This is a genomic window from Myxococcales bacterium (assembly GCA_016717005.1).
Taxonomy (GTDB): Bacteria; Myxococcota_A; Polyangia; order Haliangiales; family Haliangiaceae; genus UBA2376.
In genome coordinates, this window is record JADJUF010000039.1 from 1,246,842 (window position 1) to 1,262,161 (window position 15,320).

The 15,320-nt window shown below is 74.8% G+C and carries 15 protein-coding genes; 9 read left to right on the forward strand and 6 right to left on the reverse strand.

Annotated elements, in window-relative coordinates:
- Positions 1-58: 58 nt before the first annotated feature.
- From IPL61_36270 to IPL61_36280, 3 genes are all read right to left on the reverse strand, one after another.
- Positions 59-655 (reverse strand): hypothetical protein, encoded by a 597-nt coding sequence (locus tag IPL61_36270; protein MBK9036649.1) that lies wholly within the window; start codon positions 653-655, stop codon positions 59-61.
- Positions 652-1,113 carry a hypothetical protein gene (locus IPL61_36275; GenBank protein MBK9036650.1) on the reverse strand — a complete coding sequence of 154 codons (462 nt, stop codon included), beginning with the start codon at positions 1,111-1,113 and terminating at the stop codon, positions 652-654. The genes IPL61_36270 and IPL61_36275 overlap by 4 nt, the downstream gene beginning before the upstream one ends.
- Positions 1,114-1,179: 66 nt before the next feature.
- Positions 1,180-1,953 (reverse strand): glycerophosphodiester phosphodiesterase, encoded by a 774-nt coding sequence (locus IPL61_36280; protein ID MBK9036651.1) that lies wholly within the window; start codon positions 1,951-1,953, stop codon positions 1,180-1,182.
- A 49-nt stretch (positions 1,954-2,002) separates the two neighbouring features.
- Here IPL61_36280 and IPL61_36285 point away from each other — a divergent pair, with 49 nt between their 5' ends.
- The 4 genes from IPL61_36285 to IPL61_36300 all read left to right on the forward strand — a co-directional run bounded on the left by IPL61_36285 (position 2,003) and on the right by IPL61_36300 (position 5,823).
- Entirely contained in the window at positions 2,003-2,782 is a 780-nt protein-coding gene (locus tag IPL61_36285; protein ID MBK9036652.1) for a class II glutamine amidotransferase, read from the forward strand.
- Positions 2,783-2,835: 53 nt separating this feature from the next.
- The gene (locus tag IPL61_36290) at positions 2,836-3,771 is read left to right on the forward strand and encodes a TonB C-terminal domain-containing protein (GenBank protein MBK9036653.1); all 936 of its coding nucleotides are present in this window, start codon (positions 2,836-2,838) and stop codon (positions 3,769-3,771) included.
- A 74-nt stretch (positions 3,772-3,845) separates the two neighbouring features.
- Positions 3,846-4,277 carry a YXWGXW repeat-containing protein gene (locus IPL61_36295; GenBank protein MBK9036654.1) on the forward strand — a complete coding sequence of 144 codons (432 nt, stop codon included), beginning with the start codon at positions 3,846-3,848 and terminating at the stop codon, positions 4,275-4,277.
- Between the two features lie 172 nt (positions 4,278-4,449).
- The gene (locus tag IPL61_36300; GenBank protein ID MBK9036655.1) at positions 4,450-5,823 is read left to right on the forward strand and encodes a DUF4114 domain-containing protein; all 1,374 of its coding nucleotides are present in this window, start codon (positions 4,450-4,452) and stop codon (positions 5,821-5,823) included.
- 184 nt (positions 5,824-6,007) lie between these two features.
- Here IPL61_36300 and IPL61_36305 read toward each other — a convergent pair whose 3' ends face one another.
- Positions 6,008-7,060 (reverse strand): hypothetical protein, encoded by a 1,053-nt coding sequence (locus IPL61_36305; GenBank protein ID MBK9036656.1) that lies wholly within the window; start codon positions 7,058-7,060, stop codon positions 6,008-6,010.
- Positions 7,061-7,125: 65 nt separating this feature from the next.
- Positions 7,126-7,860, reverse strand: coding sequence for an MmcQ/YjbR family DNA-binding protein (locus IPL61_36310; protein ID MBK9036657.1), 735 nt, complete (start codon positions 7,858-7,860; stop codon positions 7,126-7,128).
- 123 nt (positions 7,861-7,983) lie between these two features.
- Here IPL61_36310 and IPL61_36315 point away from each other — a divergent pair, with 123 nt between their 5' ends.
- Complete coding sequence (locus IPL61_36315) at positions 7,984-9,129, forward strand: acyl-CoA dehydrogenase family protein (GenBank protein ID MBK9036658.1); 1,146 nt, start codon at positions 7,984-7,986, stop codon at positions 9,127-9,129.
- A gap of 126 nt (positions 9,130-9,255) precedes the next feature.
- Here the strand turns inward: IPL61_36315 and IPL61_36320 are convergent, their stop codons facing one another.
- On the reverse strand, positions 9,256-9,744 hold the full coding sequence (locus tag IPL61_36320) for a hypothetical protein (protein MBK9036659.1): 489 nt from the start codon (positions 9,742-9,744) through the stop codon (positions 9,256-9,258).
- A gap of 142 nt (positions 9,745-9,886) precedes the next feature.
- Here IPL61_36320 and IPL61_36325 point away from each other — a divergent pair, with 142 nt between their 5' ends.
- The 4 genes from IPL61_36325 (at position 9,887) to IPL61_36340 (ending at position 15,255) form a co-directional block, all read left to right on the forward strand.
- Entirely contained in the window at positions 9,887-10,288 is a 402-nt protein-coding gene (locus IPL61_36325; GenBank protein ID MBK9036660.1) for a hypothetical protein, read from the forward strand.
- Between the two features lie 156 nt (positions 10,289-10,444).
- On the forward strand, positions 10,445-11,767 hold the full coding sequence (locus IPL61_36330; GenBank protein MBK9036661.1) for a hypothetical protein: 1,323 nt from the start codon (positions 10,445-10,447) through the stop codon (positions 11,765-11,767).
- A 6-nt stretch (positions 11,768-11,773) separates the two neighbouring features.
- A complete protein-coding gene (gene tgt / locus IPL61_36335; GenBank protein MBK9036662.1) occupies positions 11,774-13,789 on the forward strand; it encodes a tRNA guanosine(34) transglycosylase Tgt in 2,016 nt (671 codons plus the stop codon).
- Between the two features lie 329 nt (positions 13,790-14,118).
- A complete protein-coding gene (locus tag IPL61_36340; protein MBK9036663.1) occupies positions 14,119-15,255 on the forward strand; it encodes an ankyrin repeat domain-containing protein in 1,137 nt (378 codons plus the stop codon).
- Positions 15,256-15,320: the final 65 nt, after the last annotated feature.

Here is a 15,320-nt window from a genome sequence, read left to right on the forward strand (position 1 = left end):
GCGTCCGACGATCTAGCGCGGAGGCCTGCCGAGCAGGCCGCGGCTCGCCCGAGGTCGCTCAGCGGCTCCAGGTGATCGCGCGCGGCAGCTCGAGCTGGAGACCGGCGAAGACCTCGAAGCCGGTCTCGGCCATGTAGCGGACGCGCGCGACGTAGGGCTTGAACGCGCCGGTGAGCTGGACGCCGGCGGTGCCGTCGTCGGGGTAGACCGCGACCCCGAGGCCGACCGAGGCCAGGAACCACTGGCGCTCGACCTCGACGTGGATTGGGCCGACCTCGGCGTGCGGGCCGTACTGCAACGGCGCCCAGCCCAGGTTGAGCGCCCAGCCCGGCGCCGGCCACGGCAGGTCGTCGCGGTGATGGCTGCGGGTCGTGGTCTTGTACGCCATCCGCAGGTACAGACCGAGCTCGGCGCCGTTCTTGTTCGGCCCCGGCTCGTGGCGACCGACGCCCATGCCGCCGATGACGCCGGGCGCGACGTAGAGCTCGTGCTCGCCGGGGTCCTGGGGCGGGACGTAGAGCTCCGGCGAGCCGTTCTCGCGCGCCGGCGGCGCCAGCGTCACGATGCCGGGCGCGTTGACGGTCGAGTGATAGCGCGCCTGGGTGCAGCCCGCGGCCGCGGCCAGCGCGAGCCCGACGACGAGCGCGCGGCTCATCGCACCGCTCCCGGGCCCGGCTCGTACCGGCCGCTCGCGAACGCGTGGTGGGCCGGGATGATCCAGGTCGCGCGCGCGCCGTCGCCGACGATCACCTCGAGCTCGAACTGGCCGCGGCGCTTCCCGTCGTTCCAGGCGCCGTTGTTGTCGAACGGAAACGGCAGCCACGCGTAGATCAGCGAGCGCCCAGGCAGGGTCTGGACCGGCGGCAGCTCGGCGGCGACCCGCAGATCGTCGACGACCAGCTCGGCCCGGGCGATCGTCACGGCGCAGGTCGCGTGCGAGCGCAGCGCGACGGTGACGCCGACGCCGGTCTTGCCCGACGTGCGCACGAACGCGTCGGCGTCGAGGCAGCCGTGATCGAGGTGGGTGCCGCTGTCGAGGGACCAGCGCGGGTAGGCGCGCGCAGGCCCGCCACAGGCGGCCGCGGCGATCAGGGGCAAGAGGAGGCTACGCACGCCGCGATAACGTTCGCACGGCCCGGCGCTTACGCGCGGGCGCCGGGGCGCCGATCGGGTCGTCGATCAACCCGGCGGTCGCAGCGCCGCGGTCATGCGCGCCGGATCATCGGTCATGACGCCGTCGGCGCCGAGCGCGATCAGGCGGCGGGCCTCGGCGGGATCGTCGACGGTCCAGAAGTCGACCCGCAGGCCCAGCTGGTGGCAGCGGTCGATGAAGCCTCGCCGATCGAACCGCACCGGCCCGGCCCGCAGCGGCACCTGGGCGGCGCTGCCGACGAACGGCAGCGCGCGGATCACCCGCCGCGGCAGCGCCAGGAGCGCCGCGACCTCGGTCTGCGCCAGCGCGGTCTCGCCGCCGTAGCCGCCCCGACGCACCGCGATCAGCGTGCGCGCACGGAAGCTGGCGAGCGTGACCCGGTCCTCGGCCTTGCGCTGCCGCAGGAGCGCCAGCAGCGGCCGCACCATCGGGGGCAGCCACTGCTTGACGTCGACGTTGAGCCGCACCGTCGGGAACGTCGCCAGCAGCTCGTCGAGCGTCGGCGCCCGGAAGCCGCGGTCCGCGTGGGGCCGGCTGCCGTCGGCGGCGACGAAGCCGTGGCCGACGTCGAGGGCCTGGGCCTCGCGCAGGTCGAGGTCGGTCCAGCGCGCCGCGCGACCGCTCATGCGCTGCGCGTCGGGGTCGTGCGAGACCAGCGGGTGCCCGTCGCGGGTCAGGTGGACGTCGAGCTCGAGCGCGTCGACGCCGAGGTCGACCGCGCGCTGGAACGCGGGCAGGGTGTTCTCGGGGAGCTCGGCCGGGCAGCCGCGGTGCGCGTACAGGCGGAAGTCGTGGGCCACGTGGCCGCATGGTCGCACAGGCGGCGTGGTCCGCGTATGATGCGCGGCCATGTGCGAGCTGCTCGGGATGGAGTGCAATGTCCCGACCGACATCGTGTTCTCGTTCGCTGGCCTGGCGGCGCGCGGCGGCAAGCGCGGGCCCCACGGCGACGGCTGGGGCCTGGCGCTGTACGAGGGCAAGGCCGCGCGGGTGTTCCGCGAGCCGGCCGCGGCCGCCGACTCGCCGCTGGCCCGGTTCGTCCGCGAGCACCCGATCAAGACGCTCCTGGCGATCGCCCACGTGCGCAAGCGCACCCGCGGGCCGGTCAGCCTGGTCAACACGCACCCGTTCATCCGCGAGCTGTGGGGCCGGCAGTTCGTGTTCGCGCACAACGGCACGGTCGGCAAGGTGCGCCGCCAGCAGCTCGGCCGGTTCCAGCCCATCGGCACCACCGACAGCGAGTACGCGTTCTGCGCGCTCCTGGGCGCGGTCGCCGCCGACTTCGACGGCTACCCGCGCGCGCCCAACCAGCTCGCCGAGGCCATCGCCGCCCACGGCGCCCGCATCGGCGACGGCGGCTCGTTCAACTTCCTGCTCGGCGACGGCCACCAGCTGATCGCCCGCTGCTCGACCAAGCTGCACCACATCATCCGGGCCGCGCCGTTCGCCAAGGCGACCCTGTCCGACGAGGATCTCAGCATCGACTTCGCGGCGGTCACGACCCCGCGCGACCGGGTCGCGGTGGTCGCGACCCAGCCGCTGACCAGCGACGAGCGCTGGATCGCCGCGGCTCCGGGCACGACGTGGGTGTTCCGGCGCGGGCGACTGGCGCAGACCTTCGCGGGCTGACACGATCGAGCGGCCCGGAGGAACCCATCGCCATGGCCGTCGTCACACCCCGCATGCGCTCCCTGCCCTCGCTGCTCGTCGCCCTCGCGCTCGGCGCCGCCCCCGCCACCGCCGACGTCACGATCGTCAAGGGCGGCCCCGGCGGCGATCCGCGCGCGCTCGCCGACGGCGCGCTGGCTGAGGCCAGCAAGGCCATGGCGGTGTGCTGGCGGGTCCCGACCAAGGGCGCGGTGCGGGTCGCGGTCACCGTGGCCGCCGACGGCGGCGTCATCGCGCGCGCGGTCAGCAAGGGCGCCGCGGCCCAGTGCGCGGCCGGCATCCTCGCGGTCTGGACCATCCCGGGCGGCGCGTGGAAGGGCGAGGTCGAGATCGGCGCCGGCGCGGCCACGACGCCCGACCTCGCGTCCACGATCCAGCACCAGCTCCTCGCGGCGAGCGCGCCGATCAAGGCGTGCCAGGCGCGCGCCCCCGGCAAGGCCGGCGCGGCCGCGATCAAGATGCGGATCGCCCCCGACGGCGCGATCGGCGACGTCGCGGTCACGTCGAAGCTGGGCGACGCGCTCGACGCCTGCGTGGCGCGCGCGGTGGTGGCGATCAAGCTGGCCCCGACCGGCGCGGCCGGCGCCGTGAACTACCAGCTCGCGATCGCGTTCTCGGGCACCGCCACCGCGCCCACGCCGCCGCCGACCGGCGGCTCCCAGCCGCCGCCGACCGGGAGCACCAGCGGCGATCTCCCGCCCACGCAGGTCCAGGCCGGGCTGGTGCCGGTGCACAAGCGCATCGTGACCTGCGTCGGCACCACCAGCGTCGCCGGCAAGCGCGCCGAGGTCCGCTTCACGATCCGAGCGGACGGCACCGTGAAGAACATCGTGCTCAAGGACGCGAGCGGCGTCGCCAAGCTCGACGGGTGCGTCAAGGAGGCGCTGAGCAAGGCGGCGTTCGCGAAGGCCGCCGGCGAGACCAAGGTCCAGGTGCCGATGTCGTGGTAGCGCCTACCGTGGCGACGGCGCCACGGTGCACAAGCGCGGTCCACAGTGGCCACAGGTTCTCGGCTACTTCGCCCGTGGAAGCGCCGGCACGGGTGATGCAGAATGAGTCGTATATGCGCACCCGATCTATCCTCGCTCGCCTGATCCTCGCAGGCGCCGTCGCCACCTCCGTCGGCGCCTGCCGTCTCCACGGCTCCGCCTGGGTCTCGACGCCGGGGGTGATCATCGTCGACGAGACGCCGCCCCCACCACGCCACGAGGTGATCGTGGTGCGCTCGGGCTACGTGTGGGTGGGCGGTCACTGGGAGCGCAGCGGCAGCCAGTGGGTGTGGCGAGATGGCTACCATGAGCGCACGCGCGCAGATCACGACTGGAAGCCGGGGCGCTGGGAGCGACGCGGCAAGGGCCACGCGTGGGTCGCTGGTTCGTGGCAGGCGCGCGGCCAGGCCCGCGGTCATGACCACGACAAGCCCAAGGGTCGTGACCGCGTGCAAGATCATCGCTGACGCGCAATCCGTTCGCGACGCCGGCCGCCACTGCGGTCGCGTCGCGCTGGCGCACGCAGGTTGCGGATCGCAACGTCGGCGCGCGCTCGCGACCGAGCGCGTCGTCGCGATGCCGGGCACTTGGTCGACCGTCGACGTGGCACGTGCCTTGTAGCGACCTCGCGACATCGCCATGTCGCTCGCCCGCGCGTCGATCGTCGTCGTCCTCGCCACCACCGCCGGGATCGCCGCGGCGGCGCCGCTGCAGCAGCCCAACGGCGCGATGATCCCATCGCAGCCGGGCTGCGCCAACAACCAGCCGACCGGGCTCGCGGCCGAGCTGGCGTGCGAGTGCGCCAGCGGCCCGGGCTGCAACATCGGCCCGGCGTGCCCACCGCCGGGTCCGTGCGTGATCCCGACCGGCACGTGCGAGACCACGCTCTACCACGCGGTCAACGACAACACCTGCATCCCGTCCCAGCGCACCGGCCTCGATCCGTGGCAGGACGGCGCGCTCACGCCCGAGACCTTCACGCCGACGTGCGCGCTGACCTTCAAGGTGGTCAGCCGCGGCACCGCGCGGTTCCAGAACACCTTCGGCTGGTACAACGTGACCGGCGGCGCGCCCGCGCCGACCGACCTGTTCCCGATGATCGCGTGCGGCGCCGCCGAGGGCACCGAGGTCGTGCTCGACGTGCGCAGCGACCCGCGCTGGACCGGCGGCGAGATCGGGTTCTTCCTGGCCACGCCCGAGCAGCACGGCGCCAGCGGTCAGTGCGCCGGCGGCGACTGCTGCGCCCGGGTCGATCGCCTGCCCGCCGCGGGCTACGCGTACTACTCGCAGCGCGCGCTCAACCCCGATCAGGCCGGCGCCCAGTCGATCATCCACCTGATCGTCTACGACTCCGCGATCACCGCGCGCAAGTTCTACTTCGCGTGGGAGGACACGTTCGACGCCGCCAACAACGACTTCACCGACCTGGTCACCAGCGTCAGCGGCGTCGAGTGCAGCGGCGGCGGCACGGCGTGCGACACCGGCGAGCCCGGCATGTGCCAGTACGGCGTCGCGCAGTGCGTCGGCGCTGCGATCGAGTGCGTGCGCTCGTTCGCCCCCGCGCCCGAGCGCTGCGACGGCGCCGACAACGACTGCAACGGCATCATCGACGACGTGCCCGGCTGCGAGAACCTGCAGGGCGACTGCGCCGCCGTGACCTGCGACGCCGGCTACATCTGCCACCAGGGCCAGTGCGTCGACGCGTGCCAGGGCGTCACCTGCGGCGCCGGGCTGGCGTGCTTGTCGGGCGTGTGCCTGCCGGGCTGCAACACCTGCAACGGCGTCGTCTGCGGCGGCGGCCGCACGTGCGACCTGGCCAGCGGCGCGTGCGTCGGTGGCGCCGGCCCCGGCGACGTCGACGCCGGCGTCAGCCCCGGCGGCCCCGACGGCGGCGACGACGGCGACTTCCCGGTCGAGAGCGCCGGCTGCTGCCAGACCGGCGGGCGCGGCGACGGCGCCGCGGCGCTGGGCCTGCTCGCGCTCGCGCTGCTGGGGCGCCGCCGTCGACGTTGACGCGCGCATTGGGTCGTGCGGCGCCGCCGGTCCGCCGCCGGTCCGACGCCGATCGTCCATGGGCGTCGCTCCACCTCCACGGGTCCCCGGCCCGGAGCCCCGGGTCGTTGGCGCCGTGCGCTTCCGCGCGCGCGTGCTGGACCGCGACGTCGTCGACGGATCGCGCGCACCTCGGGTCGGCGCGCTAGCGGGTCGCGGCCCGCGGCACGATCAGGTTCAGGCACCGCGGCAGCACGTCGATCAGGTAGCGGCGCCCGCTCGGGATCTCCTCGCCGTCGATCTGGGCCCCGGGGTACCCGGCCTGGCCCGGCTGGGTGACCGTCAGCGCGAACCGGCGCCCGGCGATCGGCTCGGAGTGCTCGATGCCGAGATCGCGCAGCGTGTCGCCGTCGACCGGCAGGTGCCGCAGCGACGCGAACAGCTTCGACGTGAGGTCGCGGCGGCCGTAGATCGGGATCAGCTCGAACACGCCGTCGTCGGCGCGGGTGTCGGGGTCGAGCACCCACTCGCCTCCGAACACCGCCGTGTTCTTGATGATCACGTCGAGCAGCGAATCGAAGCTGTGGTGGTGCCCGTCGATCTCGACCGCGAGATCGAACTTCACGTCGCTGACGTAGCTCTCGGCGAACTTGCGCATCACCGCGCCGGCGTAGACCAGCATGTCGCGGTAGAAGAAGCGCGCGAGCGGGATCTTGCCGACCAGCTCGCGATCGCGGTTGCGCGCGACCAGCGCGTCGGCGCCGAACCCGACCGACGCCGAGTCGAAGAACAGATCGCGGTGGATCACCCGGGCCTCGCCGGCGATCACCTCGATCCGCCCGGCGTCGATCGCCGTGACCCGCCCGGCCGCGATCACGCCGACGTTGTCGGCCAGCGCGCCGGCGCCGGCGGCCAGGCCGAACGACTTGCCCTGATCGTTGGCGGTGCCGGTCGGCAGCATGCCCATCGCGACGTGCGCGGCGTGGCCCGACCGCAGCACGCCCTTGGCGACCTCGGCGAAGGTGCCGTCGCCGCCCATCGCGATCACCACCCGCGCGCCGTCGTCGTCGATCGCCCGGCGCACGACGTCGACCGTGCCGCCGGCCGGCGCGGTCGGGATGAACCGGTGCGGCACGCCGGCGTCGGTCAAGAGCTGCTCGGCGGTGCGGATCGCGTCCGCGGCCTTGCCGCTCTGCGCGGTCGGGTTGGCGAACAGCACCACCGGCGCGTCGCCGCGCCAGGCATCGACAGTAGCCATCGCCCGGCAGTGTAGCGCGCTCGGTCGGCGCCGGTCGCGCCGCCTGGCGCCGAAGGCCGGCGCGGTCAGCGACGCGGGGACGTGGCGCGGCCGCGCGGACGATCCGGACGCGGCGTCGGCGCCTTGAGCGCGTACGCGGTGCCGACCAGCGACGCGACCATGTCCCAGTCGGGCGACGTGTCGAGCACGACCGCGACCCAGCCGTTGCCGCCGACGTAGGGCGGGCGGAAGAACCGCGCCGGATCGCTGTCGATCAGCGCGGCCTGGGCTCCGAGCGGAGCCGGCAGGTACACCGACAGGTGCGCGCTGCCGTGGTGGTACGTGTCGCACATCGCGAAGATCTTGCCGCCGATCCGCCAGGTCGGCTCGGCCCAGGCCACCTGCTCGGTGGCGTCGGGCAGCGCCAGACAGATCGTGCGCAGTTGGTCGATCAGCGCCAGCGTCGCCGGCGAGCGCAGCTTGGGCGGGTGGGTCGAGGCGTGCGTCGACTGCGCCTTCGCGCGCTGCGCCTTCGCGCGCTGCGCCTTCGCGCGCTGCGCCTTCGCGCGCTGCGCCTTCGCGGGCTGTGCCTTCGCGCGCTGCGCCTTCGCGCGCTGCGCCTTCGCGCGCTGCGCCTTCGCGCGCTGCGCCTTCGCGGGCTGTGCCTTCGCGGGCTGCGCCTTCGCGGGCTGCGCCTTCGCGGGCTGCGCCTTCGCGGGCGTCCGCGCCGTGGGCGTCTTCGCCGCCGTGGGCGCCTTCGGTGCGGTGGGCGCGGCCTTGGCCCGTGGCCGCGCGGGCGGAGCTGCCTTGGTCCGGGCCATGCCCGACAGTAATACAGCCGGCTTCGATGCTCGCGGCCGTCGCCGGGTTTCACGATCGACCAATACCTGCGGCCACGCCGCGCCGCGGCTTTCCGACGGGCGCTGGCCGCGGTAGAACGCGCCATGGCCGTCCTCCCCGACCGACTGCTCCATCCCACCGACGAGCACGCGATGCTGCGCGACACCGTGCGCGCGTGGGCGCGCAGCGAGGTCGAGGCCCAGGCCATGGCCCACGACGAGCGCGGCACGCTCAACATCGGGCTCCTGCGCAAGGCCGGCGAGCTCGGGCTGCTCGGCGTGACCGTGCCCGAGGCCGACGGCGGCGCCGGCCTCGACGCGGTCGCGTCGGTGATCGTCCACGAGGAGCTGGCCTACGCCGACCCCGGGTTCGCGCTGGCCTACCTCGCGCACGCGCTCCTGTTCGTCAACAACTTCTACTGGGCCAGCACCCCGGCCCAGCGCGCGCGCTACCTGCCGCAGGTGCTGACCGGCGAGGTCATCGGCGCGATGGGCATGACCGAGCCCGCGGCCGGCACCGACGTGCTCGGCATGCAGACCGTGGCCCGGCGCGACGGCGATCACTACGTGCTCACCGGCCGCAAGACCTTCATCACCAACGGCCCCGAGGCCGACCTGTTCTGCGTCTACGCCAAGCTCGACGACCGCATCACCACGTTCGTGGTCGAGCGCGGCTTCGCCGGCTTCGCGACCAGCCCCAAGATCCCCAAGCTGGGCATGCGCGCGTCGACGATGAGCGAGCTCCTCTTCGACGAGTGCCGCGTGCCCGCGGCCAACCTGCTCGGGCGCGAGGGCGGCGGCATCACCAACATGATGCGCAACCTCGAGATCGAGCGCCTCGGCCTGGCCGCGATGTCGGTCGGCATCGGCCAGCGCTGCCTCGACGTGATGGTGCGCTACAGCCAGGAGCGCCGGTCGTTCGGCAAGCCGCTCCACGACCTCGGCCAGATCCAGCGCTACCTCGGCGACGGCTTCGCCAAGCTAACCGCGATGCGCGCGATGGTCTACGGCGTGGCCGCGACCTGCGGCCCCGACGCCCGCAACCGGCTCGGCACCGACGCCGCCAAGCTGTTCTGCGCGACCGCGGCCAAGGACATCGCCGACGCCGCGATCCAGGTGCTGGGCGGCTACGGCTACTGCAGCGAGTACCGCGTCGAGCAGTTCTGGCGCGACGCCAAGCTGATCGAGATCGGCGGCGGCACGATCGAGGCGCACCAGAAGAACATCACGCGCGATCTGACCTCGCGCTGAGCGTCTCGAGCGCTTTCGGCCGGTCGCGGCCGCGGGGCGCTCGCGCGGGGCGCTGCAGTCAGGCCGCCAGGTCGGCCGCTTCCTCGGCGCGCGGCCGGCACCGCACCGCGCGGTCCACGCCGCCGCTCACTGTGGGACCGCCACGCCGTGCTCGGTGAAGCACGCGCTGGCCGACGCCGCGCCCGCCACGACGACCTTGAGCTCGCCGGGTCGCAGCGTGGTCTTCGACGCCTTGAGCTCCGCCGCCCACGCCGAGACCTTGCGGGCGACCGCGGTCGCGCACGCCGGGGTCTCGCACGCACAGGCCTCGTCGAGCAGGGCCCGGTACGCGATCAGCCGCGGGTTGAGCGCGACCCGACACCCGTCGATGCGCGCCTGTGCGGCTTGCAGCGCCGGCAGGTCGGCGGGCGGGATGGTGCCGGCGCCCTTGGCCAGCGCCTCGACCTTGGCGTTGACCGCGTCCGAGCAGGTCATGTCCTTGCACGCGCAGCTCTCGTCGGCGGCGGCCTCGAGGCCCTGGACCAGCGGGCTGGGCGGACGCGGGGTGGCGTCGCTCTTGGAGCACGCGGCGGCGGTGACGAGGGTCAGGAGCAGGGTGGTCGTGGCGATGCGCATACCTGATGGAGTCCGCGACCCGGACTTCGTGACGTCCGCGCGGTCACCTCGCGTGCGCACGCCCGCCGGCACGCCGGTCCGCCCGGTGCCGAGCCCGCCGCCGGCCCTGGCGTCGGCGGCGCCGCCGCCATACGATCGCGCCATGGCCGAAGAGAAACAGTTCCTGGGGACGGGCGCGGGCCGGATGTGGACGTACCTCATCATGCTCGGGCTGCTGATCGTCGGCGCGCTGGTCGCCAACCTGGTGTTCTCGAACCCGGCCGCCGCCAAGCACGGCGTCCACACGTTCGTCGGGCTGCCGACGTGGGCGCTGGTCGCGGTGGCGTTCTTGATCGGCGCGGTCGTGTTCTGGCTCGGGCTCAAGATGGAGACCGACTGGCCCGAGGCGATCGGCGGCTTCATCATCGCCGGCTCGGTGGCCGCGACCGAGATCATCGTCGGCTGGAAGCACTTCGAGCTGGGCGGGCTGTTCGTCGTGCCGTACCTGATCCCGGTGCTGGTGTTCCTGGGCCTCCTGGTCTACGGCGTCAAGAAGAGCGTGTGAGCCCCGCGTGAGCGGCGGGCGCGCCGTGTGGTCGGCGTGTGCGCGACAGATGACCGGCGGGCGCGCCGTGTGGTCGGCGTGGGGGCGGGCGTGATCGAGGTCGCGCCGGCCCGCCGCGCGGGTGACCTGTGCCGACCGGCCGTGTAGGCTGGCCCGATGCGCCGTACGTCCGTCCTGCTCGCGACCCTCGCCCTCGCCGCCGCCTGCGACGACGGCGGCTCCTCGATCACCGACGCCGGGCCGAGCGACGCGCCGTCGGCCGACGGCGACAACCAGCCCGACGCGGCGCCGGCCCAGGTCCGGGTGGTGGTCGTCGACGAGGCCGGCCCGGTCGCGGCCGTGCCGGTGTACTTCCAGGACGCCGACGGCGCGCTCGTCGCGCTGCAGCCGACCGGCGCCGACGGCGTCGCCAGCGTCGAGATGGCCGCGGGCGGCTCGGTGACCGCGCTCCTGCCGGATCCGTTCAACTCGGCGCCGCGCCTGGCGACGATCCTCGCGGTCGCGCCCGGCGACGTGCTGCGGATCCGCGCGCCCGGCGCCCAGCTCGACGTCCTCCTCGATCTGACGATCCCGGCCGACGGCACCAACGGCCACTACGCGGTCTGGACCTCGTGCGGCAGCGCCGACGTGCTGATCGAGCCCGGCTCGACGGTGACCTTCCCGGTGTCGCTGTACGGGTGCGGCGCCACCACCGACTTCGTGGTCACCGCCGACAACGGCGACGGCGGGCCGCGCTCGACCTTCACCGCCACCGACGTCGCCGTCACCAACGGTCAGGCGGTCACGCTGACCGGGACCTACGCCGCCGAGGTCGACGGGACGCTGACCTACAGCAACCTCGGCGCGGGCGTGTCGTTCATGGAGCTCGGGCGCGCGGTGGTGTCGAGCCGCGGCCTGCTGCGCCAGGAGTCGCTCGGCGTCGACGTGGTCGCCGGCGTCGCCGCCGGGACGCTGACGGTGCCGCCGCTGCCGGCCGGGCTGCGGCTGGTGGCCTCGGCGCGGGGCAGCGAGGGCAGCTTCAGCCAGCACGTCGTGCTCGAGGCGCCCACCGCGGGCGACTACACGCTCGACACCACCGGCCTGTTCCTGCCGGTCTTCACCGCGTCGGCGTCGTTCGACGACGCCACCCACGCGGTGACCTGGACCGAGGCCACCACCGGCGCCACCCCCGACCTCACGTTCATCTCGCTCGAGATCAGCCGCTCGGCGACCAAGTCGAGCTGGACCTGGGACGTGGTCGCGCCCCACGACGCGGCCGAGGTGCAGCTGCCGGTGCTGCCCGGCGCCGCCGCCGAGTACAACGCCGCCGCCGGCGACAACACGTTCATCTTCGGCCACCTGACCGCCAAGGTCCCGGGCGGCTACGCCGCGGCCCGGCCGGTGGCGCTGGCGATCGGCAGCGCCGAGGAGCTCGCCGGCGGGCTCACCGGTCGGATCGTCATCGAGCAGCAGCTGCTGCTCTTCAAGCGGCGCCGGTAGCCCGCGGTGGGGTTCGCGGTCGAGGCCACCGCCGCCGGCTCGGACGCGCGGCTCGGGCGGCTGGAGACCGGGCGCGCGACGGTCGCCACGCCCGCGTTCATGCCGGTCGGCACCCGCGGCTCGGTGCGGACCCAGCCGCCGTCGCAGGTGGCGACGCTCGGCGCGCGCATGCTGCTCGCCAACACCTACCACCTGGTCCAGCGGCCCGGGCTCGACGTGCTCGGCCGGGTCGGCGGGCTGGCGCGGTGGATCGGCTGGGACGGCGCGATCCTCACCGACTCCGGCGGCTTCCAGGTGTTCTCGCTCGCGCACGCGTGCACGATCGACGACGTCGGCGCGCGGTTCCGGCCGCACCGCGACGGCCCGGTGGTGACGCTGACGCCGGCGTCGGCGATCGCCGCGCAGCTCGTCATCGGCAGCGACGTGATGATGGTGCTCGATCAGTGCGTCGCCACCACCAGCGACCGCGCGACCACCGCGGCCGCGATGACGCGCACCCACGCCTGGGCCCAGCGCTCGCTGACCGCGCGCGGCGACGCCGGGGCCGCGCTGTTCGCGATCGTCCAGGGCGGCGGCTTCGCCGACCTACGCCGCGAGAGCGCCGACGCGCTGGTGGCGATCGCCGGCTTCGACGGCTACGCGATCGGCGGCCTCGCGGTCGGCGAGCCACGGACCCAGCGCGAGGACCTGACCGCCGAGGTGACCCAGCGCCTGCCGCGGGACCGCCCGCGCTACCTGATGGGCGTGGGCACGCCGATCGATCTGCTCGAGGGCGTCCACCGCGGCGTCGATCTGTTCGACTGCATCCTGCCGACCGCGCTGGCGCAGCAGGGCGTCGCGTTCACCTCGGTCGGCCGGGTCGAGCTGCGGCGCCGGGCCTACCGCGACGACGACGGCCCGCTCGATCCGGCGTGCCCGTGCGAGGCGTGCGCGCGCCTGCCGAGGTCGTACCTGCACCACCTGATCAAGGCCGCCGAGCCGACCGGCTGGAGCCTCCTGGCCTTCCACAACCTGCGGTTCTACGTCGAGCTGATGGCCGCGATGCGCGCGGCGCTCGCGACCGGGACGTTCGCGCGGTTCTACGCCGACCAGCGCCCGCGGCTCGAGGCCGACGACCCCGCGCACCCGCCGGGCCCGCCGCCGCGGCCGCCGCGCGCACCGACGCCGACCCGGGGCGCGTTCGCGATCGCGCCGGGCGCGGACGGCCGCGGCCGGATGCGCCACGTCGCGTCGGGCGAGACGATGCACTCGGTCAACGACCCCGACGACGAGGCCGCGCGCCTGTACGTCGATCAGCCCCGCGCGATCGCCCGCGCGCTCGCCGGTGCGCCGCTGGTGGTCTGGGACGTCGGCCTCGGCGCCGGCCACAACGCGATGGCGCTGCTCGGCGCGCTCGCGCGCGCGCCCGGCCACGGCCCGGTCGAGCTGGTCAGCTTCGAGCACGACACCGACGCGCTGACCCTGGCGCTGGCCCACCCGCGGGCGTTCCCGCACCTGCGCCACCCGGGCCCGCACCGCCTGGCCGCGCGCGCGCGCTTCGAGCGGCCGGGCCTGACCTGGACCCTCGCCCGCGGCGACGTGCGCGATCACCTCGCCGCCGCGCCCGCGCCCGACGTGATCTGGTGGGACCCGTGGTCGACCAAGGTCGACGGCGCGCTGTGGACCCGCGCGGTCTTCGCCGCGCTCGCGGCCCGGCTCGCGCGGCCGTGCGAGCTGGTCACCTACTCGCGCTCGACCGCGGTGCGCGCGGCGCTGCTGGCCGCCGGCTTCTTCGTCGCGCGCGGCGCGCCGTCCGGCCCCAAGCCCGAGACCACGCTGGCGCTGCACGGCCTCGCGCCGACCGCGCTGGCCGACTACCGGCTGCTCGATCGGACCTGGCTCGCCCACCGCGCGCGCTCGACCGCCGCCTACCCGAGGGACGTCGTCGACGACGCCGACCGCGCCGCGGTCGACGCCCGGCTGGCCGCGCACCCGCAGTTCGCCGACGCGCACGCCGCTCCGCCGCCGTCGACCAGCGGCTGATCGAGCGCGCGGTCGGTCGCGGCCCGCGCCACCGCCGGCGCCGCGCATCGGGGCCGAGGCGGACCGCGGTCGGGCGCTGCCCGTGATGCCGGGCGCGCGGGGCCTCGCTGCCTGGCCGCGCGATCCTCGACAGCGGCGGCCCGGTGACCGACGCCCACCGTCAGAACTTCGCCAGGCGACGGCGGCGTAGCCCGGTGCGCGACGCGCGCGACCGATCGGCCGCGCGACGCCGCGGGTGCGTCGCCGGTCCACGATCGCGACCGGTCTCGGGCCCCGCCTCAGCGCGCGACCCGATTGCGGCCATCGCCCCACGCGCGTACGGTCGGTCGATGGCGTTCGCCGATCTCGTCCGTGACGGCAAGCTCGAGGCGGTGCGCGCGGCGATCGACCGGGGCGCGCACCTCGACGAGGCCGACGGTCGCGGCTGGACGCCGCTCATGATCGCTTGTCGCGAAGGCCGGGCCCGGGTCGCGCGCCTGCTGATCGAACGCGGCGCCCAGCTCGACGCCGTCGGGGCGCACGGCGAGACGGCGCTCGGCCTCGCGATGGTCCGCTGCGCGGGCATCGCCGAGCTGCTGGTGGAGCGCGGCGTCCTGGGCCGGCCCCTGCGCGCGCCCGCCGCGGGCACCCTGCTGTCGCCCGGCGACTGCGACGTCTGCGCCCGGTATCCAGACCTGATCGACCCCGACGACCGGTGGAGCGGCGCGCCGGCCGAGCTCGCCTGGCTCGAGATCGTCGACGAGCGGCGCGCGAGCGAGGGCAAGATCGACTTCGTCGAACGGGCGCTGCGCTGCCCGCGCTGCGGCACCCGCTACGAGCAGTACTACGCCTGCGAGATCGAGACCGCCGGCGTGACGCTGCCGGACGTCTCGCAGTCGATCCGCCGCTGCGCGCCGCGGGACGCGCCGCCCGCGCAGGCCGCGCCTCCACCGCTCGACGCCCCGGCCCCGCGCGTCCCGCCCTCGCCGTCCGACGTCCCGGCGGCGCTGCTCGGCGCGCTGTTCGTCGCCGAGGACGGCAAGCTCGCGTGTCAGATCGTGCGCGGCGATGGCGCCGACGGCGAGCGCGCGCCGTTCCTCACGACGGTCTGGGCCGGCGTCGGCGGGCCGGAGGTGCTCTCGCCGGTGCACACGACCTGGCGACCGCCCACGGCGCTGCGCTCGGACAACGCGCGCGAGCGCCTCGGTCAGCTGCAGGCCGAGCTCGGCATCGTCGGCGCGGGGAACCTCTACAGCCTCTATGTCGTGCGGCGGAACCCGGCCCCCGCGGGCCCCGACGACAAGGAGTGGATCGCCGCGCTCCCGGACTCGCCCGTCGCCGAGCTGCGGCTCTTCCCCGAGTACGGCAGCAGCCCGTACATGCCCGACGACTGGGATTGGCAAGACGGCTGGTGGTACCCGTACTCCACCTTCCGCCCCGCGACGCCCGCCGAGCAGGCCGCCCACGAGGCGCGCTCGTCGCGCTGAACGCCGAGCGCGCAAGACCACGAGCGGACCGCGCGCGTCGATGCCGGGGTACCCCTGCCGTTGAC